Annotated in this window: 38 protein-coding genes; all 38 read left to right on the forward strand. The window is 36.8% G+C overall.

The features are described from left to right. Positions 1 to 98: 98 nt before the first annotated feature. The 38 genes from SPPN_RS00530 (at position 99) to purC (ending at position 26,673) form a co-directional block, all read left to right on the forward strand. On the forward strand, positions 99 to 1,268 hold the full coding sequence (locus SPPN_RS00530) for a pyridoxal phosphate-dependent aminotransferase (RefSeq protein WP_000366342.1): 1,170 nt from the start codon (positions 99 to 101) through the stop codon (positions 1,266 to 1,268). Then, entirely contained in the window at positions 1,265 to 2,035 is a 771-nt protein-coding gene (gene recO, locus SPPN_RS00535; RefSeq protein WP_000616164.1) for a DNA repair protein RecO, read from the forward strand. Before SPPN_RS00530 ends, recO begins: the two co-directional genes overlap by 4 nt. Then, positions 2,032 to 3,024, forward strand: coding sequence for a phosphate acyltransferase PlsX (gene plsX / locus SPPN_RS00540; RefSeq protein WP_000717438.1), 993 nt, complete (start codon positions 2,032 to 2,034; stop codon positions 3,022 to 3,024). Before recO ends, plsX begins: the two co-directional genes overlap by 4 nt. A 5-nt stretch (positions 3,025 to 3,029) precedes the next feature. Further along, positions 3,030 to 3,263: an acyl carrier protein gene (locus SPPN_RS00545; protein WP_000136437.1), complete on the forward strand. Its 234-nt coding sequence runs from the start codon at positions 3,030 to 3,032 to the stop codon at positions 3,261 to 3,263. A 281-nt stretch (positions 3,264 to 3,544) separates the two neighbouring features. Beyond that, positions 3,545 to 4,402: a C40 family peptidase gene (locus SPPN_RS00550; RefSeq protein WP_000976808.1), complete on the forward strand. Its 858-nt coding sequence runs from the start codon at positions 3,545 to 3,547 to the stop codon at positions 4,400 to 4,402. Positions 4,403 to 4,514: 112 nt separating this feature from the next. Further along, complete coding sequence (locus tag SPPN_RS00555) at positions 4,515 to 5,684, forward strand: PspC-like choline-binding domain-containing protein (RefSeq protein WP_000748695.1); 1,170 nt, start codon at positions 4,515 to 4,517, stop codon at positions 5,682 to 5,684. 152 nt (positions 5,685 to 5,836) lie between these two features. Then, entirely contained in the window at positions 5,837 to 5,983 is a 147-nt protein-coding gene (locus SPPN_RS00560) for a smi_0057.1 family bacteriocin-like peptide (protein WP_000425301.1), read from the forward strand. Positions 5,984 to 6,547: 564 nt separating this feature from the next. Continuing rightward, positions 6,548 to 7,363, forward strand: a complete 816-nt coding sequence (locus SPPN_RS13660; protein ID WP_007285090.1) for a GHKL domain-containing protein — start codon at positions 6,548 to 6,550, stop codon at positions 7,361 to 7,363. Then, the gene (locus SPPN_RS00570; protein ID WP_001221866.1) at positions 7,360 to 8,091 is read left to right on the forward strand and encodes a response regulator transcription factor; all 732 of its coding nucleotides are present in this window, start codon (positions 7,360 to 7,362) and stop codon (positions 8,089 to 8,091) included. The genes SPPN_RS13660 and SPPN_RS00570 overlap by 4 nt, the downstream gene beginning before the upstream one ends. Positions 8,092 to 8,460: 369 nt before the next feature. After that, on the forward strand, positions 8,461 to 8,589 hold the full coding sequence (locus SPPN_RS00575; RefSeq protein ID WP_000658221.1) for a smi_0059.1 family bacteriocin-like peptide: 129 nt from the start codon (positions 8,461 to 8,463) through the stop codon (positions 8,587 to 8,589). A gap of 11 nt (positions 8,590 to 8,600) precedes the next feature. Next, entirely contained in the window at positions 8,601 to 8,741 is a 141-nt protein-coding gene (locus SPPN_RS13340) for a hypothetical protein (protein ID WP_001004581.1), read from the forward strand. A 110-nt stretch (positions 8,742 to 8,851) separates the two neighbouring features. After that, the gene (locus SPPN_RS00585) at positions 8,852 to 9,034 is read left to right on the forward strand and encodes a class IIb bacteriocin, lactobin A/cerein 7B family (RefSeq protein WP_000435077.1); all 183 of its coding nucleotides are present in this window, start codon (positions 8,852 to 8,854) and stop codon (positions 9,032 to 9,034) included. A gap of 19 nt (positions 9,035 to 9,053) precedes the next feature. Further along, positions 9,054 to 9,245 carry a hypothetical protein gene (locus tag SPPN_RS00590; RefSeq protein WP_000439598.1) on the forward strand — a complete coding sequence of 64 codons (192 nt, stop codon included), beginning with the start codon at positions 9,054 to 9,056 and terminating at the stop codon, positions 9,243 to 9,245. A 29-nt stretch (positions 9,246 to 9,274) separates the two neighbouring features. Further along, positions 9,275 to 9,475: an SPPN_00645 family bacteriocin-like peptide gene (locus SPPN_RS00595; protein WP_001055966.1), complete on the forward strand. Its 201-nt coding sequence runs from the start codon at positions 9,275 to 9,277 to the stop codon at positions 9,473 to 9,475. 192 nt (positions 9,476 to 9,667) lie between these two features. Continuing rightward, a complete protein-coding gene (gene blpU, locus SPPN_RS00600; protein WP_001093485.1) occupies positions 9,668 to 9,898 on the forward strand; it encodes a bacteriocin-like peptide BlpU in 231 nt (76 codons plus the stop codon). Positions 9,899 to 9,900: 2 nt separating this feature from the next. After that, positions 9,901 to 10,026, forward strand: coding sequence for a PncF family bacteriocin immunity protein (locus SPPN_RS14265; protein WP_007284823.1), 126 nt, complete (start codon positions 9,901 to 9,903; stop codon positions 10,024 to 10,026). A gap of 606 nt (positions 10,027 to 10,632) precedes the next feature. After that, entirely contained in the window at positions 10,633 to 11,220 is a 588-nt protein-coding gene (locus tag SPPN_RS00610) for a recombinase family protein (RefSeq protein WP_001268845.1), read from the forward strand. Positions 11,221 to 11,418: 198 nt separating this feature from the next. Beyond that, positions 11,419 to 12,594, forward strand: coding sequence for an N-acetylmuramoyl-L-alanine amidase family protein (locus tag SPPN_RS00615; protein WP_000379811.1), 1,176 nt, complete (start codon positions 11,419 to 11,421; stop codon positions 12,592 to 12,594). Between the two features lie 550 nt (positions 12,595 to 13,144). Next, a complete protein-coding gene (locus SPPN_RS14375) occupies positions 13,145 to 13,981 on the forward strand; it encodes an N-acetylmuramoyl-L-alanine amidase family protein (RefSeq protein WP_233053351.1) in 837 nt (278 codons plus the stop codon). Between the two features lie 29 nt (positions 13,982 to 14,010). Further along, the gene (locus tag SPPN_RS00625) at positions 14,011 to 15,057 is read left to right on the forward strand and encodes a DUF6287 domain-containing protein (RefSeq protein WP_000732624.1); all 1,047 of its coding nucleotides are present in this window, start codon (positions 14,011 to 14,013) and stop codon (positions 15,055 to 15,057) included. Between the two features lie 115 nt (positions 15,058 to 15,172). Then, positions 15,173 to 15,301, forward strand: a complete 129-nt coding sequence (locus SPPN_RS00630) for a smi_0059.1 family bacteriocin-like peptide (RefSeq protein ID WP_000658224.1) — start codon at positions 15,173 to 15,175, stop codon at positions 15,299 to 15,301. A gap of 11 nt (positions 15,302 to 15,312) precedes the next feature. Beyond that, positions 15,313 to 15,468, forward strand: a complete 156-nt coding sequence (locus SPPN_RS13345; RefSeq protein WP_001004584.1) for a hypothetical protein — start codon at positions 15,313 to 15,315, stop codon at positions 15,466 to 15,468. Positions 15,469 to 15,502: 34 nt separating this feature from the next. Further along, on the forward strand, positions 15,503 to 15,697 hold the full coding sequence (locus tag SPPN_RS00640) for a class IIb bacteriocin, lactobin A/cerein 7B family (RefSeq protein ID WP_000180815.1): 195 nt from the start codon (positions 15,503 to 15,505) through the stop codon (positions 15,695 to 15,697). 27 nt (positions 15,698 to 15,724) lie between these two features. Next, complete coding sequence (locus SPPN_RS00645) at positions 15,725 to 15,925, forward strand: hypothetical protein (RefSeq protein WP_000478865.1); 201 nt, start codon at positions 15,725 to 15,727, stop codon at positions 15,923 to 15,925. 8 nt (positions 15,926 to 15,933) lie between these two features. Then, positions 15,934 to 16,101, forward strand: a complete 168-nt coding sequence (locus SPPN_RS00650) for a class IIb bacteriocin, lactobin A/cerein 7B family (RefSeq protein ID WP_001047582.1) — start codon at positions 15,934 to 15,936, stop codon at positions 16,099 to 16,101. 3 nt (positions 16,102 to 16,104) lie between these two features. Beyond that, positions 16,105 to 16,320 carry a bacteriocin immunity protein gene (locus SPPN_RS13665; protein WP_079247587.1) on the forward strand — a complete coding sequence of 72 codons (216 nt, stop codon included), beginning with the start codon at positions 16,105 to 16,107 and terminating at the stop codon, positions 16,318 to 16,320. 80 nt (positions 16,321 to 16,400) lie between these two features. Continuing rightward, on the forward strand, positions 16,401 to 16,580 hold the full coding sequence (locus SPPN_RS00655; RefSeq protein WP_000846995.1) for a hypothetical protein: 180 nt from the start codon (positions 16,401 to 16,403) through the stop codon (positions 16,578 to 16,580). A 77-nt stretch (positions 16,581 to 16,657) separates the two neighbouring features. Continuing rightward, on the forward strand, positions 16,658 to 16,864 hold the full coding sequence (locus SPPN_RS00660) for a hypothetical protein (RefSeq protein WP_000668751.1): 207 nt from the start codon (positions 16,658 to 16,660) through the stop codon (positions 16,862 to 16,864). 401 nt (positions 16,865 to 17,265) lie between these two features. Next, positions 17,266 to 17,460 carry a hypothetical protein gene (locus SPPN_RS13670; protein ID WP_000757185.1) on the forward strand — a complete coding sequence of 65 codons (195 nt, stop codon included), beginning with the start codon at positions 17,266 to 17,268 and terminating at the stop codon, positions 17,458 to 17,460. Positions 17,461 to 17,480: 20 nt separating this feature from the next. Then, positions 17,481 to 18,374, forward strand: a complete 894-nt coding sequence (locus SPPN_RS00670; RefSeq protein ID WP_000343887.1) for a helix-turn-helix domain-containing protein — start codon at positions 17,481 to 17,483, stop codon at positions 18,372 to 18,374. 541 nt (positions 18,375 to 18,915) lie between these two features. Then, a complete protein-coding gene (locus SPPN_RS00675) occupies positions 18,916 to 19,212 on the forward strand; it encodes an uberolysin/carnocyclin family circular bacteriocin (RefSeq protein WP_000837727.1) in 297 nt (98 codons plus the stop codon). A gap of 6 nt (positions 19,213 to 19,218) precedes the next feature. Beyond that, positions 19,219 to 20,355, forward strand: a complete 1,137-nt coding sequence (locus tag SPPN_RS00680; RefSeq protein WP_000698830.1) for a hypothetical protein — start codon at positions 19,219 to 19,221, stop codon at positions 20,353 to 20,355. Beyond that, positions 20,352 to 20,834 carry a stage II sporulation protein M gene (locus SPPN_RS11525; RefSeq protein WP_001232096.1) on the forward strand — a complete coding sequence of 161 codons (483 nt, stop codon included), beginning with the start codon at positions 20,352 to 20,354 and terminating at the stop codon, positions 20,832 to 20,834. The genes SPPN_RS00680 and SPPN_RS11525 overlap by 4 nt, the downstream gene beginning before the upstream one ends. Further along, entirely contained in the window at positions 20,831 to 21,427 is a 597-nt protein-coding gene (locus SPPN_RS00690; protein WP_000687786.1) for an ATP-binding cassette domain-containing protein, read from the forward strand. Before SPPN_RS11525 ends, SPPN_RS00690 begins: the two co-directional genes overlap by 4 nt. Beyond that, positions 21,408 to 21,899 carry a hypothetical protein gene (locus SPPN_RS00695; protein WP_000671988.1) on the forward strand — a complete coding sequence of 164 codons (492 nt, stop codon included), beginning with the start codon at positions 21,408 to 21,410 and terminating at the stop codon, positions 21,897 to 21,899. Before SPPN_RS00690 ends, SPPN_RS00695 begins: the two co-directional genes overlap by 20 nt. 381 nt (positions 21,900 to 22,280) lie before the next feature. After that, positions 22,281 to 24,434 carry a peptide cleavage/export ABC transporter ComA gene (gene comA, locus SPPN_RS00705; protein WP_000668316.1) on the forward strand — a complete coding sequence of 718 codons (2,154 nt, stop codon included), beginning with the start codon at positions 22,281 to 22,283 and terminating at the stop codon, positions 24,432 to 24,434. Between the two features lie 12 nt (positions 24,435 to 24,446). Then, positions 24,447 to 25,796, forward strand: a complete 1,350-nt coding sequence (gene comB / locus SPPN_RS00710) for a competence pheromone export protein ComB (protein WP_000801586.1) — start codon at positions 24,447 to 24,449, stop codon at positions 25,794 to 25,796. Between the two features lie 169 nt (positions 25,797 to 25,965). Further along, positions 25,966 to 26,673 (forward strand): phosphoribosylaminoimidazolesuccinocarboxamide synthase, encoded by a 708-nt coding sequence (purC, locus tag SPPN_RS00715; RefSeq protein ID WP_000043293.1) that lies wholly within the window; start codon positions 25,966 to 25,968, stop codon positions 26,671 to 26,673.

Genomic DNA, 26,673 nt, shown 5'->3' on the forward strand with positions numbered 1-26,673 from the left:
AGTAAAATAGAAAGTGGAAAGCTATTCTCTAATGTATTTTTGCGGTCGGGGGGCTTTTGTAGTATAATAGAGATACGTTTTGAAAGTAGGAGGTATCTATGGACTTAACTAAGCGCTTTAATAAACAGTTAGATAAAATTCAAGTTTCGTTGATTCGTCAGTTTGACCAGGCTATTTCGGAGATTCCTGGGGTCTTGCGTTTGACCTTGGGGGAACCTGATTTTACAACGCCAGACCATGTCAAGGAGGCGGCCAAGCGAGCGATTGATCAGAACCAATCCTACTATACAGGGATGAGTGGTCTGCTGACTCTACGTCAGGCAGCTAGTGACTTTGTTAAGGAAAAGTACCAACTGGACTATGCTCCTGAAAATGAAATCTTGGTTACAATTGGGGCGACAGAGGCTTTATCTGCGACTTTGACGGCTATTTTGGAAGAGGGAGACAAGGTACTTTTGCCAGCTCCTGCTTATCCAGGCTATGAACCGATTGTTAACTTAGTTGGGGCAGAAATTGTTGAGATTGATACGACTGAAAATGGTTTTGTCTTGACTCCTGAGATGTTGGAGAAGGCCATTTTGGAGCAGGGTGATAAGCTCAAGGCGGTTATTCTCAACTATCCAGCCAATCCGACAGGAATTACCTACAGTCGAGAGCAGTTAGAGGCCTTGGCAGCTGTTTTACGCAAGTACGAAATTTTTGTTGTCTGTGATGAGGTTTACTCAGAATTGACCTACACAGGCGAAGCCCATGTGTCTCTAGGAACGATGTTGAGAGACCAGGCTATTATTATCAATGGTTTGTCTAAATCGCATGCCATGACAGGTTGGCGTTTGGGGCTGATTTTCGCTCCTGCGGCCTTCACAGCCCAGTTAATCAAGAGTCACCAATACTTGGTCACTGCCGCAAATACCATGGCGCAACATGCTGCGGTAGAAGCCTTGACGGCTGGTAAAAATGATGCGGAGCCCATGAAGAAGGAATATATCCAGCGTCGGGACTATATCATCGAAAAAATGACTGCTCTTGGTTTTGAGATTATCAAACCAGACGGTGCCTTCTATATTTTTGCTAAAATTCCAGCGGGCTACAATCAAGACTCCTTTGCTTTTCTGAAGGATTTTGCTCAGAAGAAGGCCGTTGCCTTTATCCCTGGTGCAGCCTTTGGACGTTACGGGGAAGGCTACGTCCGCCTATCTTATGCAGCCAGCATGGAGACTATCAAAGAAGCCATGAAACGACTTGAGGAGTACATGAGAGAAGCATGATTCAGTCTATCACGAGTCAAGGCTTGGTGCTTTACAATCGCAATTTTCGTGAGGATGACAAGCTCGTCAAAATTTTTACAGAGCAGGTTGGCAAACGCATGTTTTTTGTCAAACACGCTGGTCAGTCTAAGCTGGCGCCTGTTATTCAGCCCTTGGTGCTGGCACGATTTCTCTTGCGAATCAATGATGACGGACTCAGTTACATCGAAGACTATCATGAGGTCATGACTTTTCCCAAGATTAATAGTGACCTCTTTGTCATGGCCTATGCGACCTATGTGGCAGCTCTTGCAGATGCTAGTTTGCAGGACAATCAGCAGGATGCTCCCTTGTTTGCTTTTTTGCAAAAGACTTTGGAGTTGATGGAAGCAGGCTTGGATTATCAGGTTTTGACCAATATTTTTGAAATTCAAATTTTGACTCGATTTGGAATCAGCCTCAATTTTAATGAGTGTGTCTTCTGCCATCGGGTTGGTCAGGCTTTTGACTTTTCTTTCAAATATGGAGCCTGCCTCTGTCCAGAGCATTATCATGAGGATAAGAGACGTTGTCATCTCAATCCCAATATCCCCTATCTGCTCAATCAATTTCAAGCTATTGATTTTGAGACTTTGGAGACCATTTCGCTCAAGCCTGGAATCAAGCAAGAGCTACGCCAATTTATGGATCAATTATATGAAGAGTACGTTGGGATTCACCTAAAATCAAAGAAATTTATTGATTCCCTAGCAGACTGGGGACAATTACTAAAAGAGGAAAAGAAATGAAAAAAATCGCAGTAGATGCCATGGGGGGCGATTACGCACCTCAAGCCATCGTTGAGGGTGTCAATCAAGCTCTAGCTGACTTTTCAGATATCGAGGTTCAACTCTATGGAGATGAAGCTAAAATCAAGCAATATCTGACAGCGACAGAGCGCGTCAGCATAATCCATACGGATGAAAAGATTGATTCAGACGATGAACCTACGAGAGCTATTCGGAAGAAGAAAAATGCCAGTATGGTCTTGGCGGCCAAGGCTGTCAAAGAAGGTGAAGCAGACGCTGTTCTCTCGGCTGGGAATACAGGTGCTTTGTTGGCGGCTGGATTCTTCATCGTAGGTCGTATCAAGAACATCGATAGACCAGGGCTTATGTCGACTTTGCCGACTGTAGATGGGAAAGGTTTTGACATGCTAGACCTCGGAGCTAATGCGGAAAATACAGCCCAGCACCTTCATCAATACGCGATTCTAGGCTCCTTCTATGCTAAAAATGTCCGTGGCATTGCGCAACCACGCGTTGGCTTGCTCAACAACGGAACAGAGAGTAGTAAGGGCGACCCGCTTCGTAAGGAAACTTATGAATTACTAGCAGCTGATGAAAGTTTAAACTTTATCGGAAACGTGGAAGCGCGTGATTTGATGAATGGCGTTGCGGATGTTGTCGTGGCAGATGGTTTCACGGGAAACGCTGTGCTCAAATCCATTGAAGGGACAGCCATGGGAATCATGGGTTTGCTAAAGACCGCTATTACAGGTGGAGGTCTTCGAGCGAAACTAGGTGCCCTCCTTCTCAAGGATAGCCTCAGAGGTTTGAAAAAACAGCTCAACTATTCAGATGTTGGTGGAGCAGTCTTGTTTGGCGTCAAGGCACCAGTTGTCAAGACTCATGGCTCAAGCGATGCCAAGGCTGTTTATAGTACAATCCGCCAGATTCGTACCATGCTAGAAACAGACGTAGTTGCCCAGACTGCGCGTGAATTTTCAGGAGAATAAAAGAGATGACAGAAAAAGAAATTTTTGACCGTATTGTGACCATTATCCAAGAGCGACAGGGAGAGGACTTTGTAGTGACCGAAGCTTTGAGTCTGAAAGACGATTTGGATGCTGACTCAGTTGACTTGATGGAGTTTATCTTGACGCTGGAAGATGAATTTAATATCGAAATCAGCGATGAGGAAATTGACCAACTGCAAAGTGTAGAAGATGTGGTTAAAATCATTCAAGCAAAATAAAGATAAGAAGTTCCAAGGCATTTGCTTTGGAATTTTTTATTTGGCTTAATACTCTTCGAAAATCTCTTCAAACCATGTCAGCTCTATCTGCCACCTCAAAACAGTGTTTTGAGCAACCTGCGGCTAGCTTCCTAGTTTGCTCTTTGATTTTCATTGAGTATAAGTGACCGTTTAGGAACAGATTTAGTCTTTCTAGGGACAGTAGAAATCTGAGGAGAAATAAGGGATATAATGAAATTAGAAAAATCAATCTCCAAAAAGGAGAAAAAGAAAGGATTTTTATGATGAAAAAATATCTTTATTCTAGTTTGTTAGTTCTTGCAGGAGGCGTTCTCCTAGCAAATACTACGGTAGCCTATGCTGATTCTCCATCAGCAAGTGAGAAAGAAGCGATTGCTCAATTAGTTAATCAAGGCAAGATAAAAGCTGAAGAAGCTGATCAAGTAAAATTGATTGGTTTTGAAGATAAAGAAACCCAAGCAGAGGGCAATCAAGAGAAGAAAGCTTTCAATCAATATCGTGATCCGAAAGGAACATGGATGCAAACCAATGGTAAATGGTGGTTTAAATACGGTTCAGGTGGGTATGCTAAAAATTGGGAACAATTAGATGGCAAGTGGTACTATTTTGATGACCAAGGATGGATGAAAGAAAATACTTGGATTCAACCTGATGGTAATTATTACTACTTATCTGCTAGTGGTGCTATGGTCACTGGTTATCAACGTGTGAATGGTACACCATATTTCTTTAGAGAAAGTGGTGTATGGGTAGAAAATCGTGGGCAAGCTCTTGGTGAATACGCAAAGACATTTGTAGGAAAAATCCCATATGTTTGGGGTGGGGCAGATTTGAATAGTGGCGTAGATTGCTCAGGATTTACGATGGCTATTCATGCTAAGTTTGATATTAGTATTCCTAGAGTAACCTATGGTCAAGCGACAGGAGGAAGTTATGTAAGTAATGGCTCACAACTTCCTGGAGATTTAATATTGTACAATGGCGACCAAGGTTCAAATCAACATGTGGGTATTTATGTTGGTGGTGGCAAGGTAGTTCATGCTCCAGATAGAGGTCAAGATGTTTCTTATATGAATCAATATGGAATGGAACAAAATACAATTCGTAGATATTGGTAATATTGTCTAATTTTTCACAATATTATTGACTTTGACAATGAAAAGTATTAGAATATAGCTAAATAAAGAGGGGAAACCCTCTTATAGCTATTCAATAAAGGAGGAAATGGCTATGAAAAAATCTAAATTACTTACTCTTGGTTTGCTTGCAGGTGCTGGTCTGCTTTTGTCTATCAACCAAGCACAGGCTGCAGATACTTGGGTTAAAAATGGTGCTGACTGGAATCTTTCTCAAGATGGCAGCCTAGCTAAGGATAAATGGGTACAAAATGCTGGGTCATGGTATCACTTCGATAGCGCTGGTAAAATGCAGACAGGCTGGCTCAAAGACGGTGATACATGGTATTCTCTAGCAGATAGTGGTGCTATGCGCACTGGCTGGTACAAGGAAGGCAACACATGGTACTCACTAGCTAATAGTGGTGCCATGCGTACAGGTTGGTACAAAGAAGGGTCTACATGGTACTATCTTCATTTTAGTGGTTCTATGATGACAGGTTGGGTGTTCATAGATGGTAAATGGTCTTACTTTGAAAAATCAGGTGCTATGGTTGCAGATAGAGCTGTTCCAGCCAGTGATGGGGAAAGTTATGTCATTGGTAAGGATGGCTATCTAGCAAATAGAAAAGATGCTGGATACAGTATTCATGATATTGTCAAACTTGGAGATGGGCAAGAATATTTGCTAAATGCTAAAGGTGACGATGTTATTATTGAAAAAAATGCTTGGTATATCAGACCAGAGTTCAAGAAGTTCTCTAACAAATATGGGGATGAGGTTGCAAATACTACCTTAGCTTTAGTGGATAATAAAGAAGAAGGACAAGAAATTGATCCTAAGGCAGTTGTACAGAACTTCCAAAACTTACCAAATCGCTACTACTTTGATGAAAATGGACATCGTGTGATTAATATCCCAGCAATGACAACCTATTCAGAGATTAAAAAAGTTGGCAATGATGTCTATTTAGAAAATTCAGGTGCACGACTTCGTCTTGGAGCTACCCACTTTACAATCAATAACAATAAACTATACTATTTAGAAAATGAGCAAGGTAAGCTCAAAACAGGTTACTTTGTATTGATTGATGATGGTATGGCTACAACCCACTATCACATCCTAGCCTATGCGGATCAATCTGGTGAAATTCTTAAGATGAAACGCTTACCATCAGGAGTTTCAGATTATCTGGATAAAGAAATCGATGGTTTATATGGTGAAAAAATTAAAATTGAATCTCCACACTCAAACGAATATTATAAAGTGGTTGTGGTTAAATAAAAATAACATCTTCACAACTAATCGTTAACGCTCTAACCAATATACCATTTTCAGGAGGCTTTAGATTTCTTGTATTTTAAAAGGAAACTAAAGCCTTTTGTAGATGGAGCAGGGGATAGAGTTATCTATAAAATAATGAAAAGGAGTCTGTCATGGAAATGAAAAATACATTTGTAGAATTAGAACAATTTGAAGAGTTAACCCCAGAGGTATTGGAGGAAGTGAATGGTGGAGGGATTTTTGAAGATGCCGTAAAATGGTGCGATAAGTTATTTAGTACGGGTAGACACTTTGCTTAAATTCACAGTATTCGTTAGAGATTAGATTTATTTATGATTATTTTAGAATTCTTAGTTTCTGTGCTATATATACTGTTGGTAGTCGTTTCAACCATGGTTCCTACTATTTATTTGGGTGCTCAAATTTCCCCAGAATTTTATAAAAAACGTTATTGGGTCCTTGTATTTTTAATTAGTTTATCTGCTCGCCAAACATTTGGAGAATTATTTCATATAGGAATCATTCTCTTCTTTTACTGTATTTTTTTACTAGTATTGCACAAGGGAAAAGGGGAAGCTTTTTTTCTTTCTCTGTATCTTTTTCTCTTCTTTCAAAGTATTCGTTATTTATTTTTGACAATTTGGATTCGTGTATTATCTGGTGAGCCTTGTTGTTTTGTAGATTCGTTTTCCACTTTATATAGATCTGTATTTGATTTATTATCAATATTTCTATGTTCTACAATTATGAAACGTTGTTCTTTGGATTTGGATTTATTCTTTTCAGATGCTTTCAAAACCCACTATTATAAGAGTTTTTTCATTATCCTACCTCTGACTGGATTTAGGATATTCTCTTCGTTTATGACCAATAGAAATAGTTCGTTCTACGTTCGTTTTGATACGACCATTTCTCTCCTGATTTTCATTCTCTTTTTCTCTTGGCTCTTTTACATCAAGCATTTGGAGCAGGTTTATCGTGATGAGCAGACCATTCAGAGACAGGAAGATGAAAATCGTTCCTTGCAAGGAATGGTGGATAAGTTGGGACATCTCTATGATGAGGTTCGAGGTTTCCGTCATGATTTTGCGGGAATTGTCGCCAGCATGGAGCCTGCCATAGCAAATCAAGACATGGCTGAGGTATCTACCATTTATCAAGATGTCTTTCTAAAGACTAATGAAAAGCTGAGGAAGGCGGATTACACGGCCTTTAATCTTCACAATATCCATGATATAGCTATTCGCAATACCTTGGCAAAAGCCATGATTGTGGCAGATAAGCAGGGAATTCATTTTAGTTTGGAGACGGTGGGGGTTGTCGAAGAGCTGGCATTGCCTATGTTGGAGGCTATCCGTATCCTCTCTATCCTCACGACAAATGCTTTAGAAGCAGCCAGTGAGGCTGAAAATCCGCAGATTCGGGTTGCTTTATTGGCAGGTGATAGGAGTGTCCGTTTTATCATTGAAAACACTCGTAAGAAAGAAGAACTGAATCCCAGTATTCTCAGTCAAAAGGGTTACTCTACCAAGGATAACCACAGTGGACTGGGCTTGGCAACCTTGGAGGACATGGTTTTTCATTATGATTTAAACTTAGATACCCAGCTAGGAGAGACGACTTTTAGACAAGATTTAGAATTGCCATTTAAGGATGAGAAACGAGGGGGAGAGGAATGAGAATTTTAGTTTTGGAAGACGATAGAGTCCAGCAAGGACGGATAGAGCAGACTTTACTAGATATCGGTCGCTCTCGCAATTTAAGATTGGAAATTGATATTGCCAAAAACTATGGGGATGTTGAAAAGTATTCTCAGTATTTTGACCATTACCAGCTCTATTTATTAGATTTAGAGATTGATGGAGAGCGTGAACGGGGCTTTCAGGTTGCTCAACAGGTTCGGGAGCGGGATCCTTTTACAAGCATTGTCTTTGTGTCCACGCACTCGGAGGCCTTACCTCTAGCTTTTCGCTACCACTTGTCTGCCTTGGATTTTATTTCCAAGGATCAGCCAGAGGCGGACTACTGTCATCAGCTGGAGCGCTGTCTGGACTATGTACTGGCAGTAGATAAGAGGGAAAATATGCGTCTCTTTACCTATAGTTTTGAGGGAAGACGGGGCTTCACTCTGCCCTACCATGAAATTTTAGCCTTTGAAACTTCAGTGGAATCCCATCGTATCAAGGTCTATTATGCCAATCATTCTATCAAGACCATTTATGGCAGTCTCAAGGATATCGCTGCCAAGGCTGAAAAAGATTACTTTGTCTATGCCAATCGCAATACGTTAGTCAGTTTACAGGCTATTGAAGAGATGACTGCCACAGAAGTGACCTTGTTAGAAGGCTTGCATTTCCCCGTATCACGAACAGCCAGAAGAACCCTTAAAAAATATCTTAATGTCTAATATCTGTTAGATTTGAATGAGTTTATCAATAAGAATATCGGAAAATTTTCTGATATTCTTATTTTTTGACTTCTTTTTCGAATAGATAAGTAAGAGGAAAAGAAAAGGAGTTTGCTTCATGTATCTACCGATTTTCTATTCATGGTATATTAAATTATTTTTCAAATAAAATTTAATTTAGTTGTACATTTTCGAAATTTTTTTCGAATAGATAAGTAAGAGGAAAAAGAAAGGAGTTTGCTTTATGTATCTACCAATTTTCTATTCATGGTTCATTAAATTATTTTTTAAATAAAATTTAATTTAGTTGTACATTTTTGAAATTTTTTTCGAATAGATAAGTGAGAAGAAAAAGAAAGGAATAAAATAATGAAAGAACATTATTACGGATTTGTTGAGCTAACTTCGGAAGAATTGACCGATATTCAAGGTGGAGAAAATTGGACGAAGACCCTTGTAGATTGGTACATTGGATTTCGTAGAGGTTTTGGTTTTTAGGAGGATAAGAGATGAATGAAATGAATGATAAGTATACTATTGAAGTATTAAAGGAAAGCGACTTAGCCTTGCTGGTGGGTGGTAGTGAGGCAAGTTACCAACATGGTTTAATGGTGGGGTTCATTTTACGTCGTGCGTTATTTGGATTCTAAGATAATATTTAGAGAGTGAAGCTTACCTACAACAATGAACAGAATATATGAAAAAGGAAATACAAATAACTACCTTTTTCAATTGTTAAGAATCAAAAAAGGAGAATAAGATGGAACAAATTAAAAATATGGAAAATAATTTTCATGTAATGAGTCATGAGGAATTGGCCGATGTAGAAGGAGGCTTGCTATTTGGTCTGGTAGTAGTTGGAGGAGTCGCAATTGCAGGAACATTTTTATTGGGTGCGGTAGATGGTGCTTCAGGAGCACATGCTAAGCGTCGTGGACGTTAACAGGGAAGGAAGAGCGCTGATGGAACGCATAATAGAAAGTTGGATTACTAGGGTAGAGAATTTTTACAGTTTGCAGTCAATTCCTGTGAAAGTATTCATTTTCATAGTTGGAGTAGTTGGGATTTATGCTTTAGGGACATTACTTTTAGGACCGGTTTATTGGGCGGGGCAGAAGTTTGGCGAAACAATTTACAATTATTTGTTTCAATAAAAAATTATAGATAAAGAGGAACAGACATAATGAATATGATAAAAATTGAAGAAAAATTTACAAGTCTTACAGAAAAAGATTTGGCAACAGTAGAGGGTGGTCGAGTGTCATGGAGAGGTAATATTAACATCGATGTCCACAAAGTGATTGATAGTACGGGAAGATTTTTCGGTGGTATCTATAATGCTGGTAGATCATTTGGGCGAAATGTTTACAATGCATTTTATTAATATAGTTTATTAAAATGAATATCATATATTATATTTTTGAATTCGTTTTCGAATAGATAAATAAGAGGAATACAGGGAATGATTATTTCAGTAATTCAAGATTTGGATGAAACAATTTAATAAACACTGCTATACCAAACTTGTCAAGTTTGCAACAAGACAAGCATTAAAATAAAAAAGGAGGCATTCGTTATGAATACAAAAACGATGTCACAATTTGAAATTATGGATACTGAGATACTTGCTTGCCTTGAAGGTGGCGGATGCAATTGGGGAGATTTTGCCAAAGCAGGTGTTGGAGGAGGAGCAGCACGAGGTCTTCAGCTAGGAATTAAAACAGGAACATGGCAAGGTGCAGCAACTGGTGCTGCGGGAGGAGCTATATTTGGAGGTGTGGCCTATGCAGCGACATGTTGGTGGTAATTATGGATTTTAAAAGTTTTATTATTGGTTTAGTAGTTGGTATATTTGGTCCCTATATGGATGATCTAATTAGAAAAAAATTTTTAAAGTCTTCGGAGAAGAAAACAGAAAAATTTGTCAAAAAATAATCAAAACGATAAATGATGAATCTGATTCAAAATTATCTTGCACATGTAAAGAGGACCATCTCTCCTCTTATCAGGTAAATAGGAATCTTGCAGTAGCGAATCAAAAAAGGAGTAACTATGAATCGTAATTTAGAACGGTGTTATCTATTCTGACTATGAATAGATCATACCAGAGGTGGCTTATAAATAGCGGGGACATTAGAAATTGAAGTAACTTTAAATAGGATGTCGTAAATGTTACTATCAATGATTTATTTGTCCCAAGCTTGCCTAGGGTGTCAGAAAAAAATCATTTTCCTTTCAATAGCATATTTTTAGTAGGTAGGACGTTTGTTCTGCCTATTTTTTATCCAAAAAGTGCAGTTGAAGTGTCTATTTGCATCATTTGGAGTTTTACATGTATTTTTGATAAAAAATAGGTATAGAAATTAGGAAAGTTGAAGAAAAGGAATGAAGAAGGTCTTAGTTTGTGATTTTTTACATACTTTTAAGGCTTGATGAACCAGTTTGAACTAATATATAATTGCTAGAAATTGAATACACTACTCCTTGAGGGCATTTTGCCCTTTTTTATATTTTACAATAAGTGTAAAAAGGAGAGTTTTTATGCGTTACGGTTATGTTCGAGTATCTACAAGAGAACAAAATATTGATAGGCAATTTTCAGCCTTAGTAGAAAACAAATTATCAAAAGAAAATATTTTTATTGATTACGTTTCAGGAAAAGATTTTGACAGAATGGAATATCAAAAATTATTAGCTACCTTGCAAGAGAATGATGAATTGGTTATTAAATCAATTGATAGGTTGGGAAGAAACTATGATGAAATTTTAGAACAATGGCAAGCAATTACTAAGAAAAAGAAAGTAAATATAACTGTTTTAGATTTCCCCTTATTAAATACAAAGAATAGCAATGATAATATCACAGGAAAACTAATCTCCGATATCGTTTTACAAGTCCTATCTTATGTGGCACAGTTTGAAAGAGAACAAATCAAACAAAGACAAATGGAAGGAATACGGGAAGCACAGAAAAAAGGGAAGAAATTCGGTAGACCAAAATTGGTTGTCCCGAATAATTTCCCTGATGTGATAGCTCAATATAAGAAAAAAGAAATAACCTTACGAGAAGGTGCAGACATCTTAGGAGTATCAAAAAGCACCTTTCATAATTGGATAAAAAATTCATAGTTCCTGTCAAAAAACCTAGGATTTTTTGACAGGAAATACACTCTATTCTAGAGCCGTTTTCGTTAGAAAAAAAGGTTCTAAAATCAAGCATTTTGACCGATTATTATTACACTTCCATTTTATCAAGTTTGTCCAAAAAAGTCTAGGTTTTAGGACAAACTGATTACTTTACAATAAATAAAAATAGGGGGACACGAAATGGACACCAAAGCTAAAAAGTTCACACTTGCAACGATTTCAGCTCTATCACTTCTTGGGGTAGGAATTGTTACATCACAATCAGTAGCTGCTAATGATAGGCTGGTTTCCACTCAAGCAATCAATGGTCAATCCTACAATATCTTAAACTCTGAGGTTACTAGTACTTCTTCTGGTACTACTCTGGTTGGGATTGAAGGGACTTTCTTAACGCCAGATAAACAGGCTATCTTAGACCGTATCAATGCCATTCGAAAAGAGGCAGCAGACGAAGGTCTAGTTACTAGCTATATTCCTATCAAATGGTCAACTGCGCTAGAAAAAACAGCCTTCGTTCGGGCAGCAGAAGCTTCTGTAACTAGGCATCATAAACGTTTATCTAATAAAGATATTTGGAGTGCCTGGCCTTCAGGGAATTTTTCACTAGCCGAAAACTTAGCTTGGAACTATGATGGATTTATGACAGCTATTAATCAATGGTATGACGAAAAAGCAGATTACGTCAAATCTCGTAGTGGGGCAAGTGTATCTGGTCAAACTGGACACTACGAATCCTTAATCAATTCAGAATTGACCTATATGGGTTTGGCAGCCTTTGAAAACCCTGTCACTCAAAATGGATGGATTACCGTTGCACAAAGTTTCGGAACATCATCTGGTGGCTCTGAAGAATTAGCTGGTGGTTATGGAAAGGCCATTCAATATACAGAAGCAAATTCTTCTCAGATTCAAACATTTGCGACTAAGGCGAATCTTTTTGACAAAGACTTGAAGGCAATCGGAACTCATACCAGTAAGAAAACAAAACAAGGTAAGTCTAACGGGACTAATAAACCAGGTTTCTTTTTTCAAATGCAAGATATTGGTAGGGGTATGGGTTTTTGGCAACAATCGGGCTCTCGTTGGTGGTTTATGCAACTTGATGGGTCTTACCCTTACAATCAGTGGGCAAAATTAGATAATATCTGGTATCACTTCGATAGTTCAGGCTGGATGCAGACAGGTTGGTTGAAAGACGGTAAGGCTTGGTACTATCTCGACGGTTCAGGCGCTATGAAAACAGGCTGGTTTACAGTTTCTGGTAAATGGTACTATGCCTATAGCTCTGGTGCACTAGCAATCAATACGACTACACCTGACGGTTATCGTGTCAATGCCAACGGTGAGTGGGTATAGGATAAGATTATAAAAAATAGATAAAAAGAAAAGGAATACAAAAATTATGAAAAAAATCGTTTTAACGACTACAGCAGTTTTATCACTTGTAGCAACAGGAGCTACAATTTCAAGTGTCAATGCTGCAGACATTCCAATGGTCAAAGTATGGTCTCCAGCAGCCAATGCTTATGTTGAAGTCCCTGCTATTGGTTATCGTGATACAGATTTAGTCGCAACAGATGTGACGCTTGTAGAAAAAAGAAAAGCACAACTCGGAGCATTTTCTAAAGGTAATAGTGAATTTATAACGGTTGATTATGTAGACAAAGCTTATAGACAAGAATTTTCTAAGCAATTTGCAAGTTTTGAATCCAATGGTATCGCCACATTCAACGGTAAAACAATTGTCTTTAAAGCAACAGACTATGGTATCTATACCATGAAGTTTGAGCTAAATGGTACTCGCTATAAGTTAACTGCTGATGTCAGAGAAAATCTGGGAAAAGGTGGTCCTTTTTACACTTATGTAACCAAACTAGAAGTCTTATCAAATAATCAAGCAAATACTATCTCGAATACGAGTACTGAAAAACAAATAGAAGCAACAATTACAAAGGTTGAAATTGATTATTTTGGACTTAGCTTCGAAGGAAAAATTTCAGAGCCACTACAACACGGGGGAGATAAAGCCGCCAAAGGAAATATTACTTTAATTGATAAGGATAGTGGAAAAGTTGTATATCAAAGTCATAATGCGGTAATTTTTAGTGGTTTAACTAAAGACGTTAGTGACCAATTTCTACTCCCCTTAATTTATAGCAATAAATTTAAAGGTGATATTTTTGTTTCAAAACAGTTTCCTGCTGGAACATATATCTTGGAGATGTCTGGGGAAGCTGGTTCACCTTATGATCACTTAACTGATACAAGAAAACGTGTCTTTAAAGTTAGAAAAGAGGTGACTATCGGAAATCCTTCGAGAAATTCAAATATTAACACGACTACTCAATCAGGTTCGAATTCATCTAGCTCGTCAACTTCTACAAGTTCGTCATCTGGAAACTATTCTAACACGGATACAACCATGACGACCCATCAGTCTAAATCTACTTGGATGTATTCGAATGGTCGCTGGTGGTATAAACACGAAGATGGCACTTATACAACTAATGACTGGGAAAAAATCAATGGTGTTTGGTATCGTTTTGATAACTCTGGTTGGATGCAAACTGGCTGGGTAAAAGACAACGGCACGTGGTACTATCTCGACGGCTCAGGTGCTATGAAAACAGGCTGGTTTACAGTTTCTGGCAAATGGTACTATGCCTATAGCTCTGGTGTACTCGCAATCAATACAACTACACCTGATGGCTACCGTGTCAATTACAACGGTGAGTGGGTATAAAAACAATTTCAAATTGTAAGATTAAACATATGAAAAAATTATTTCTATTCAGTATTAGTATATTAGCTATCTCTATTTTAACGGCTTGCCAACATCAGAGTGAAAACACTTCTGCAACAAGTTCTGAAGCAATTGCTTCAAGTACTAGTTCAACTTCTTCTACATCGGAAGAGAAGAAACCTGATTACACCCTATATAATCCTGTTCTTAAAGAATATGCCAAAGTATTAGATGGTTCGTCAACTTCACATACAGAGATCAATTCAAAAGCAAACTTAAAAAACACTTATCCTAAAGAATATTCTGGATTACAGTATAGCTTGTATGATTTAGACCAAGACGGTACGGACGAACTTTTGATTGCCCTAAAAATGGATTCTAACTATTACGATTTATTAGATATTCGAACTCTTAAAAATGGTGAAGTTATTCGACTGACCAATGCAGAAAACAATCTGGACTTTATTGGAGAGCGAGTACATTTTAATCCTTTAGAAAATGGTTATTTTCAATTATCTACCCGAGTATCTACTAATCAAATCCAACTTAAACTATACAAGTTGAATCAGGATGGAACACGGTTAGAACTAGTCATTGAATCAGATACAGAAGAGGGACTGGGGACAAAACCACCTTCCCTTGACATAAGATCTTTCTTTTGGAAATCTGTCACAAGTCTTATAAATGGAGAAACAAGCCTTCCGTCAGAAAGTAAAGGGATGGATATTACTGCAATTCAAAATGGAGATTTTTCTAGTGTCGCAGGCACTTGGAGGAATCGTACAGGTATTGAATTTACTTTCGACAAAAATGGTTTAGTAAGTGATCATTCCAAGATTTCAATTGAACATGCTAAGGAAATTGACCACTATCTCAAGGCAAGTTCTGTTTCTAAAGATGGAGGTGCTGGTGCAGCTATTGCCTTTTTACCAGCAGGAATCCCTATAACCATGTCTGTCACCTCTTCTTCAGATAATGGCTATACTGACTCGTCTGATATTACACAAGACCGCTTATGGTTTGGACACCAACTTATCAATGGTAGTACCGAGGGATTTTTTTACAAGGTAGAATAGTTTTAATAGACTTACAAATTTATCAATAAGAATGTCGGAAAATTTTCTGATATTCTTATTTTTTTGACTTCCTTTTCGAATAGATAAGTGAGAAGAAAAAGAAAGGAATAAAATAATGAAAGAACATTATTACGGATTTGTTGAGCTAACTTCGGAAGAATTGACCGATATTCAAGGTGGAGAAAGTTGGGTGAAGACCCTTGCAGATTGGTACATTGGATTTCGTAGAGGTTTTGGTTTTTAGGAGGATAAGAGATGAATGAAATGAATGATAAGTATACTATTGAAGTATTAAAGGAGAGCGACTTAGCTTTGCTGGTGGGTGGTAGCAAGGAAAGTTATCAACGGGGTCTAATTACAGGTCTATTGTTACGCGGTATATTTATTGGAACCCCATTTTTTAGAAGATAAGATTTAGAAAAAATAGAACAAGAGGAGAAAAAAGATGACAAATTTTGACAAAATGGAACAGAACTTTGTAGCTCTTACAGAAGAAGAGTTGATGGATGTGGATGGGGGAGCATTGCCTCTTGTAATCGCCGGAGTGTCTATCTGGAAGATAGGTGCAGCAGTAGCAGGTGGAGCAGCAGCGCTTTTTGCTGGAGGAGCAGCTTTGGGGTATTATGCGAATAGACCATAATCTGATTGTAGTCAGAGAGGCATTTCTATGTTTTTAAAAAAAGAAGTGATATTATTAGGGGTATTGTTATCGCTACGTATTATTTTTACTATCGTTCAAATTTTAATTGATTATAAAATATTATCTGGACAGTATAGTATAAATTTTATGGATATTTCAGAAGTATTTACTTATCCAATACTCATTTTAATCATTTACATAGCAATAAAATATAATACAAAGGAGTAATGACGAATATGAACTTAGAACAATTTTATCAATTATCTGACGATGAATTAGTGGGAACAAAAGGTGGTTTTGGTCTTGCGGAAGCAGTTGGGATTGCAGGAGTACTGAATGCTGCTGTACAAATTTTTAATGCTGGTTACAAATTTGGTTCAGATTTTGCTCGTCGTGGGCGTTAGATAATGAATAATCGCAACCTTAATCTCAATACATTGTTACCTAAACTAGCCACTATATTTCCTTTGTTGGGAATAATTCTTAATGTCGCGCTTCATGTGATTCGTACAGGTTCGTTAGTATACTTTAATTGGCAATGGACTTTGGTTGGTTTGCTTTTCTCAGCATATTTTGGTATTTTTCGCAAAGATTTGTCAAAAAATAATCAAAACTATAAATGAAGAACATGAATCAAAAGGATTTTGTGTATATGAATGGTAGCGTTTTTCCGCCATTCTTGTCAGGTAAATAGGAGCTTTCTATGAAAACATTTTTATTAGGCTTTACTGAGGGTTATTTTACCGTATCGCTCATAATCTACATCGCAACGTATTTGATTTTGAGAAATCCAATCAATACCCTATTTTATCCAGAAATTTACCCTGTTTTATTTGGGCTCTTTTATCTAGGATATAAGGTCAATAAAAAGCGAGTAGAGTAAACAGTTAAGAATGACTTGTTAGTCTGCGCTAAAATGGCTAGGCTAGAATCTAGGAATGCATCACATTGGAGTTTAATATGAAATTTATTAAATCAATACTGAAAGTTTGGCCTGAAATTATGGTATTACTTAGTTCAATGTCTTATATCATCATCAGATTAGTAGCTGACATGAATAAAGTATCTTTACTTACTTGGTTTGATAGTTTCAATATACCAACGATTGCATTATTTATGATGGTCTTCCTTCTTTTATATAGAAGTAAAGAAAAAAAGAATGTATAAATTTGAGGTAGTAGACGCTCTATAGGGAATAGGTGTCTTATAGTAACGAATCAAAAAAAGGAGTAACTATGAATCGTAATTTAGAACGGTGTTATCTATTCTGACTAGGAATAGATTATACCAGAGGTGGCTTAGAAATAGCAGGGACATTAAAAATTGAAGTAACTTTAAATAGGATGTCGTAAAGGTTACTATCAATGATTTATTTGTCCCAAGCTTGCCTAGGGTGTCAGAAAAAAATCATTTTCCTTTCAATAGCATATTTTTAGTAGGTAGGACGTTTGTTCTGCCTATTTTTTGCCAAAAAAGTGTATTTGAGCTGTTTATTTGGAGTTTTACATGTATTTTTTGATAAAATTTGATAAAATAGGTATAGAAATTAGGAGAGTTGAAGAAAAGAAATGAAGAAGGTTTTAAGATATTTTTTAGTATTTGTTTTTCTATTTTTGATGAATATTTTCATCTTTAAGATACTAGCAACTCTGGGATTTCAGCTGACAATGAGTGAAAAGAGTTATATTGTACCACCGCTGTTTTCGATTATCGTTTTGTACATGATTGACAAAAGAATTAGGAAGAAAAAGAAATCTTTGTAATCAACTTAAGGAGTATTACTATGGATGAGTTGAAACGTGAAATTGGTTATAAAATCAAAACTATTAGGCGATCTTGTGGAAAAACTCAGATAGATATTTGTGGTGATGAATCAGAGTTGACGATTCGTCAGCTAGCACGTATTGAAAATGGGCAAGCTTTAGCAACACTTCCTAAATTATTATTGATTGCGGATAAACTTGGAGTATCATTACAGAATATTGTGGATGTTAAGGTTATAGAGATTCCAAAAGGATTCCTAAAACTCAAAGATGAGCTGATTCATTCTCAAACCTACGCTGATAAGGGAAGAATCGAACGAAAAGAAGCTATACTTGAGGAAATATATGAAAACTATTATGAGAATTTGCCTGAGGAAGAGCAGTTAATTGTGGATGTGACACAAGCTCGTTTTGATATTTATGGTAGTTCAGATGTGACCTACGGTTTAGGGTTAGTGGAAGAATATTTCCAGCAGTTATTAAAAAAGAAATATTTTTCTGTAAATGATTTGTTGATTATTGAATTGTATTTCTTTTGTTGTGCTATGGGATTAGAAGATAAAGAACATTTTGAGGAGTTAGCTCAAAAAGTATTGCTATGTTCAGAATATGAAGATAAGGCTAGCCTAGCTCAGATGGAAAAAGTTCTTCTGAGCCTATTTATCCAAATTCAGACAGAAGATAGTCTGATATATATTCAAACATTTGAGAAAATTATTGCTAAAACAAGACATGTTTTTTACCGACCTCATCTATTTTTGCTAAAGGCAAAATATGCTTTATTTGTAGACAAGAATATTTTAGAGGCAGAAAGTTTCTATGAAAAGGCAATTTCTCTAGCAGAATTGCTAGATGATCAGATATTAGTTCAGAGAATCTTAGAAGAAAAACAAATAGATTTCCCAACAACCTGACTTCTAAGTCATGTTGTTTTTTCATGTTTTTGTTATACTAAACCTATAAAGAAAACGCTCTCAAAAAGAAAGGAGGTTTATTATGGTTGGAACGTTATTTGTCCCTTTAAGTATAAGAGTTTGGTTCTATCTATAATATCAGGTAGAGATTAATGGAATAAAGTATTCTTATATTGGATTAAAGGAATGTTTTAATAGGTTTCCTACATTAGTATAGAGGATGAAACTCAATTTTCAATGATATAAAAGAGTGATTTGGAGATTGTGAGGGTTGAGTATGTTTATTTATGATGTAGGAAGTGTAAACTAAAAAGGAGGTAGTAATCGTATAAAAGTTAAATAGACATTATCTTTTATTGAGTCTTAGTGATATAAAAGTAATTTGATAATCTAGGAAAATGTAGTAGTAATTTATTTATTATAGATATGTTAATAAAAGTAGTATAAAATATAGACGAACATTTGAAGAGAGTTAGGAATACAACATGTGCGAATTAACTCTCAATAAAACATACATAATATACAAAAGGAGTACACTAAAATGAAATCTAAAAGAATGGAATTTCATAATAAATTTCTCATTGTTTCAGCAATGTTAGCAGTCATTAGTTGGTTAAGCTTAGGTGTTGTTTCTTTTCCTATGTTGGCTGGGACATTAGGAATTTCGACAAAAGCTGCTGCTACTGTAGTCAATTTGATTAGTGCTTATAGTACAGTTACAGCAGTAATTTCAATTGTAGGTGCAATCACAGGAGTAGGTTCTATTGGTTCGGGTATTGCAGCAACAGTTCTTTATATATTGAAAAAGAAGAGTGCTGCTCAAGCAGCTCTATGGTAGAACTAGATGAAAATACTTTCTAAAAAAGAATGTGAAAGTATTTTAGGTTATCTTAATTTTATTGGGATAACCCTTTTGTTTTTTGTTATCATAAGTTTGTCAATCTATTTTAAAAGCTATCTTCCTTTTCAAGGGAAATTATTTTTACTTTTTTTGGTAGTAGATTACGCTACTTTGAATCGTTATAATATGAAACTGCCTATCCAAAGTAAAAAAATAAATACTTTCTATATAAGGAAAAACTATATTTTTCTCTATCTTCTTGCCATTGTCAAGAAATATTATTCTTTCCAAATTTTACAATCATTCATTTATTTATTTATTTTGTATTTTCTAGATATTATTGGATATTTTTATTTATACATTACTCTTTGTTTGATAGTTATTCAAATTATTTCTTTAATTCTACCTAGTTTGTTTTCAATTATAAGTAAATTGTTCTTATTTTTATCTATAGGACTATTGTCTATAGAACAAGGACAAGTTGTAATTTATGTCATACTACTCAATTATTTTATTTTAGTCATGGGGATATTAGATAATCATGCGAGTAATTTCTATTTTAAAAGCAGTCGAATGAGCCAAAAAAGATTTCGTAGCAGTCTATTTATATTGCTTCGTTTTTGTTGGTTAAATAAAGGGTTAACTTTTTCTTTTATTTTGATTAGTATTCTTCTTTCCTATCTATTTTGGTATATGATGACGATGTTATCAATTGATGGTACAAAAATACCAATATTGTTTCTTTATACCTCAATATATATCACATTAATGGAGGCAATAATAGGGAATCATAAATCCTCAATTGGGGTAGATCTAGCTTTACTTCAATTATCTGCTCTTAATCATTCTAAAATGAATTTCTTTTTTAAGAATGCACAACTAATGATGTTGACGCATTTAATCTCTTTCTTACAATTTTCATTGTTGTTATGTTTGATTCCGGTGACAAGTTATAGTAATGATATAAAAAGTATTTTGTTGAATTTGTTATTGATTCCATTCAATTATTTTATAGCCTATGTCTATTATAAGAAAGCTCTATTTTTAATTAAAGGTACAATTAGTTTATTGAGATGGAGTTTTCTGGTTTTATATTGTTTTCTGATATTATTTGTAACTTTAGTAGGGGGCATTAGATGAGAAAAAGTGGTTTTCTGATTTACTATGTGTTATTTTGTACGGTCTGTTTTTCACTAGGTTTACTTTTAAGCTTTATATTAAAAAGTGAGACTTTTGCTACTATACCTCCGAAACTGGAATTACAATTTACATTGACAGTTTTACAGGCAAATTCTACAAATTTTTTGCTATATCTATTCTGTTTTCCGATTTCGCCCTTATTGCAACTTTTTGATTTGCTATCTTTAGGAATACAATTGGGTATATCTGGTCAGATGATTGGAATAGTAGCTACAATAAAAGGAATATTACCTCATGGTCTTATTGAAATACCGAATTTTATTTGGTATCAAGGTATGAGTCAGTATCTTTTATACCGATTATTGAAGGATAGGGGAATTGAAAATATACTTATTTATATAAAAAGTAATTTAAAATGGTATATCATTTCTTATATTTTATTAATTTTAGCAGCGTTGATAGAGGGAATTAAATTATGAAAATTGAAAATGAATCTAAAAGTTATGATAAATGTATACTGAAAAATATATCACTAGAGATTGATAAGGGAATTTACAGAGTTGAAGGAGAGAATGGTTCAGGAAAGAGCACCCTTCTACAACTTTTAGCTGGGCTAGAGACTTTTGATAGTGGTTTAAAGAATTGTGTCTCCAAAGATGTACTATACCTTGATACCAATCAGCTTGGGGTTATTCCATTTACTATAGAAGAAAATTTGCAGTTGTTGTGTGATTCTTTTCAAATCCATCTATCATTTGAGGATAAAGAACAAATTAATACTTTTTTTGATAATAAAATCGGAGATAACTATATGACAGCATCTACTGGAACAAAATTCAAATTAGGCTTATCCTTAATTTTTGCTAAAAATTGGGATTATATTTTTATTGATGAGACCTTATCAACAGTGGATGCAAGAAGTATTGATATGATTGCTAAACGTTTAATTTCCATGAAAGAAAGCTCTACTATTATATATGTATCTCATAATTTATTGAATCAAGAATTGATTAGCAAATCTCAAAGGATTTTAATAGAGGAAGGACGGGTTTATGAAATTTCAAACAAATAATAGTTTATACAAATTAATGAATCTGATTATTTATCTTTTTCTTTTATATTTGTTTATTGATTTACTGATGAAGTCGGGAATTTTAGATGAACAAATTGATAAATTATCTGAACTATCTAATCTTTTTACAATTAAAATAGAAACAATATTGACAGTGATTTCTGTTGTTTTCACATTTATAGCAACTCTTATTGAATATGGATTTTCTCTCTTTCTGATTACATTATTTTTTGATAAGGATAAGAGGAACTTTGGAGATATTCTTTTATCTAAAAATATAACCTTAAGTTTTAGCATTTTACTTTGTTACTTATTTAATCCATCGGATATAAAGTTTGCTTATTTCAGCATATTGACAGTATTACTAATTGGGATAACAAATTATGCGAGATTTAAAAATTTAAGATTGACAGTAGTATTTTCTGTACCATTTTTATTTAATGCTATAGTGTCTATTATAAATAGTTTTTAGAAATACTAAAATTTCTTTTCTTTACTTAATAATGACACGAAATCATTTCGGTTTTATTAACTTGGAATTCTTATATTTTCTAGGTAGAACGTTTGTTCTGCCTATTTTCTTTATCCAAAAAGTGCAGTTGGGAGGGAGATAGGCGCATTTGGGGAGGAAGTCCAGTTTTTGTTTGAGGATTGGGGTAAGATAGTTGTTATCAGATGAGTTTATACTCTTCGAAAATCAAATTCAAACCACGTCAACGTCGCCTTGCCGTATATATGTGACTGACTTCGTCAGTCCTATCTACAACCTCAAAACAGTGTTTTGAGCAGCCTGCGGCTAGTTTCCTAGTTTGCTCTTTGATTTTCATTGAGTATTAGGAAAAAGGAGATGAAGATGAAATTTGGGAAACGTCACTATCGTCCGCAGGTGGATCAGATGGACTGCGGTGTAGCTTCATTAGCTATGGTTTTTGGCTACTATGGTAGTTATTATTCTTTGGCTCACTTGCGAGAATTGGCTAAGACGACTATGGATGGGACGACGGCTTTGGGCTTGGTCAAGGTGGCAGAGGAAATTGGTTTTGAGACGCGAGCCATTAAGGCGGATATGACGCTCTTTGACTTGCCAGATTTGACTTTTCCTTTTGTTGCCCATGTTCTTAAGGAAGGAAAATTGCTCCACTACTATGTGGTGACTGGGCAGGATAAGGATAGCATTCATATTGCCGATCCAGATCCTGGGGTGAAATTGACCAAACTGCCACGTGAGCGTTTTGCGGAAGAATGGACAGGAGTGACTCTTTTTATGGCACCTAGTCCAGACTACAAGCCTCATAAGGATCAAAAGAATGGTCTGCTCTCTTTTATCCCTATATTAGTGAAGCAGCGTGGCTTGATTGCCAATATCGTTTTGGCAACACTCTTGGTAACCTTGATTAACATTGTGGGTTCTTATTATCTGCAGTCTATCATTGATACCTATGTGCCAGATCAGATGCGTTCGACGCTTGGGATTATTTCTATTGGGCTGGTTATCGTCTATATTCTCCAGCAGATTTTGTCTTACGCTCAGGAGTATCTCTTACTTGTTTTGGGGCAACGCTTGTCGATTGATGTGATTTTGTCCTATATCAAGCATGTTTTTCACTTGCCCATGTCCTTTTTTGCGACACGTCGGACAGGGGAAATCGTTTCTCGTTTTACAGATGCTAACAGTATTATCGATGCGCTGGCTTCGACCATCCTTTCGATTTTCCTAGATGTGTCAACGGTTGTCATTATTTCCCTTGTTTTATTTTCACAAAATACCAATCTCTTTTTCATGACCTTATTGGCGCTGCCTATCTACACAGTGATTATCTTTGCTTTTATGAAGCCGTTTGAAAAGATGAATCGGGACACCATGGAAGCCAATGCGGTTCTGTCTTCTTCTATCATTGAGGACATCAACGGTATTGAGACTATCAAGTCTTTGACCAGTGAAAGTCAGCGTTACCAAAAGATTGACAAAGAATTTGTGGATTATCTGAAGAAATCCTTTACCTATAGTCGGGCAGAGAGTCAGCAAAAGGCTCTGAAAAAAGTTGCCCATCTCTTACTCAATGTCGGCATTCTCTGGATGGGGGCTGTTCTGGTTATGGATGGCAAGATGAGTTTGGGGCAGTTGATTACCTATAATACCTTGCTGGTTTACTTTACCAATCCTTTGGAAAACATCATCAATCTGCAAACCAAGCTTCAGACAGCGCAGGTTGCCAATAACCGTCTGAATGAAGTTTATCTGGTAGCTTCTGAGTTTGAGGAGAAGAAAACAGTTGAGGATCTGAGCTTGATGAAGGGAGATATGACCTTCAAGCAGGTTTCCTACAAGTATGGCTATGGTCGAGATGTCTTGTCAGATATCAATTTGACCGTTCCCCAAGGGTCTAAGGTGGCTTTTGTGGGGATTTCAGGGTCAGGTAAGACGACCTTGGCCAAGATGATGGTTAATTTTTACGACCCAAGTCAGGGAGAGATTAGTCTGGGTGGTGTCAATCTCAATCAGATTGATAAAAAGGCTCTGCGCCAGTATATTAACTATCTGCCTCAACAGCCCTATGTCTTTAACGGAACGATTTTGGAGAATCTTCTCCTTGGAGCCAAGGAAGGGACGACTCAAGAGGATATCTTACGGGCGGTCGAATTGGCAGAGATTCGGGAGGATATCGAGCGCATGCCACTGAATTACCAGACAGAATTGACTTCGGATGGGGCAGGGATTTCAGGTGGTCAACGTCAGAGAATTGCTCTGGCGCGTGCTCTCTTGACAGATGCGCCGGTCTTGATTTTGGATGAGGCGACTAGCAGTTTGGATATTTTGACAGAGAAGCGAATTGTCGATAATCTCATGGCTTTAGACAAGACCTTGATTTTCATCGCCCACCGCTTGACCATTGCTGAGCGGACAGAGAAGGTGGTTGTCTTGGATCAAGGCAAGATTGTTGAAGAAGGAAAGCATGCTGATTTGCTTGCACAGGGTGGATTTTACGCCCATTTGGTGAATAGCTAGAAAGAGGAGAGGATGAAACCAGAATTTTTAGAAAGTGCGGAGTTTTATAATCGTCGTTACCATAATTTTTCCAGTCGGGTGATTGTACCCATGGCCCTTCTGCTCGTATTTTTGCTTGGATTTGCAACATTTGCAGAGAAGGAGATGAGTTTGTCTACTAGAGCTACTGTCGAACCTAGTCGTATCCTTGCAAATATCCAGTCAACTAGCAACAATCGCATTCTTGTCAATCATTTGGAAGAAAATAAGCTGGTAAAAAAGGGAGAACTGTTGGTTCAATACCAAGAAGGGGCAGAGGGTGTCCAAGCGGAGGCCTATGCCAGTCAGTTGGACATGCTCAAGGATCAAAAAAAGCAATTGGAGTATTTGCAAAAGAGCCTGCAAGAAGAGGAGAACCACTTTCCAGAGGAGGATAAATTTGGCTACCAAGCCACCTTTCGCGACTACCTCAGCCAAGCAGGCAGTCTTAGGGCTAGTACATCGCAACAAAATGAGACCATCGCGTCCCAGAATGCAGCAGCTAGTCAGACTCAAGCCGAAATCGGCAACCTCATCAGTCAAACAGAGGCTAAAATTCGCGATTACCAGACAGCTAAGTCAGCTATTGAAACAGGTGCTTCCTTGGCCAGTCAGAATCTAGCCTACTCTCTCTACCAGTCCTACAAGTCTCAGGGTGAGGAAAATCCGCAAGCTAAGGCCCAGGCAGTGGCGCAGGTTGAAGCGCAGCTTTCTCAGTTAGAATCTAGTCTTGCTACTTACCGTGTCCAGTATGCAGGTTCAGGTACCCAGCAAGCCTATGCGTCAGGTTTAAGCAGTCAATTGGAATCTCTCAAATCCCAACACTTGGCAAAGGTTGGTCAGGAATTGACCCTTCTAGACCAGAAAATCTTGGAAGCAGAGTCAGGCAAGAAGGTTCAGGGAAGTCTTCTAGACAAGGGGAAAATTACGGCGAGTGAGGATGGGGTGCTTCACCTTAATCCTGAGACTAGTGATTCTAGCATGGTTGCAGAAGGTGCCCTACTAGCCCAACTCTATCCATCCTTGGAAAAAGAAGGGAAAGCCAAACTTACAGCTTATCTAAGTTCAAAAGATGTAGCAAGAATCAAGGTCGGTGATTCTGTTCGCTATACTACGACTCATGATGCCAAGAATCAACTTTTCCTAGATTCTACTATTACCAGCATAGATGCTACAGCTACCAAGACTGAAAAAGGGAATTTCTTTAAAATTGAAGCGGAGACTAATCTAACTTCTGAGCAGGCTGAAAAACTTCGGTACGGGGTGGAAGGCCGTCTACAGATGATTACGGGGAAGAAAAGTTATCTGCGTTATTATTTGGATCAATTTTTGAACAAAGAGTAATGTTCGTGTTTTTAGAGTTAAATAATTTTTAAACTGTGAGAAAGATTCTTCTTGCAGTTTTTTCTTTACAATTTTTGAAAAATATCTGCCGTTTATTCGGTTAAATTCTTGTAATTTTAGGTTTTTTATGGTAGAATGTGCTCAAGTAATACGAAAGGCGAACTTTAAAATGTCAAAACAATTGATCTATTCGGGAAAAGCTAAAGATATCTATACAACTGAGGATGAAAATCTTATTATTTCAACTTACAAGGACCAGGCAACCGCTTTCAATGGTGTTAAGAAGGAGCAGATTGCGGGCAAGGGAGTGTTGAATAATCAGATTTCATCTTTTATTTTTGAGAAATTAAATGCGGCTGGTGTGGCGACTCACTTTGTGGAGAAGCTTTCAGACACGGAACAACTCAATAAAAAGGTTAAGATTATTCCTTTGGAAGTCGTGCTCCGCAACTATACTGCTGGTTCCTTTTCAAAACGTTTTGGTGTAGACGAAGGTATCGCATTTGAGATTCCGATTGTCGAATTTTACTACAAAAATGATGATTTGGATGATCCATTTATCAATGATGAGCATGTGAAGTTTCTAAAGATTGCGGATGACCAGCAGATTGCCTACTTGAAGGAAGAAACTCGCCGTATCAATGAACTTTTGAAAGCCTGGTTTGCTGAGATTGGCCTCAAGTTGATTGACTTTAAGCTAGAGTTCGGTTTTGACAAGGATGGCAAGATTATCTTGGCAGATGAATTTTCACCAGATAACTGTCGCTTGTGGGATGCGGATGGCAACCACATGGATAAGGATGTTTTCCGTAGAGGATTGGGAGAACTAACAGACGTTTACGAAGTGGTCTGGGAGAAGTTGCAAGGTTTGAAATAA

The sequence above is a fragment of the Streptococcus pseudopneumoniae IS7493 genome, from assembly GCF_000221985.1.
GTDB lineage: Bacteria > Bacillota > Bacilli > Lactobacillales > Streptococcaceae > Streptococcus > Streptococcus pseudopneumoniae.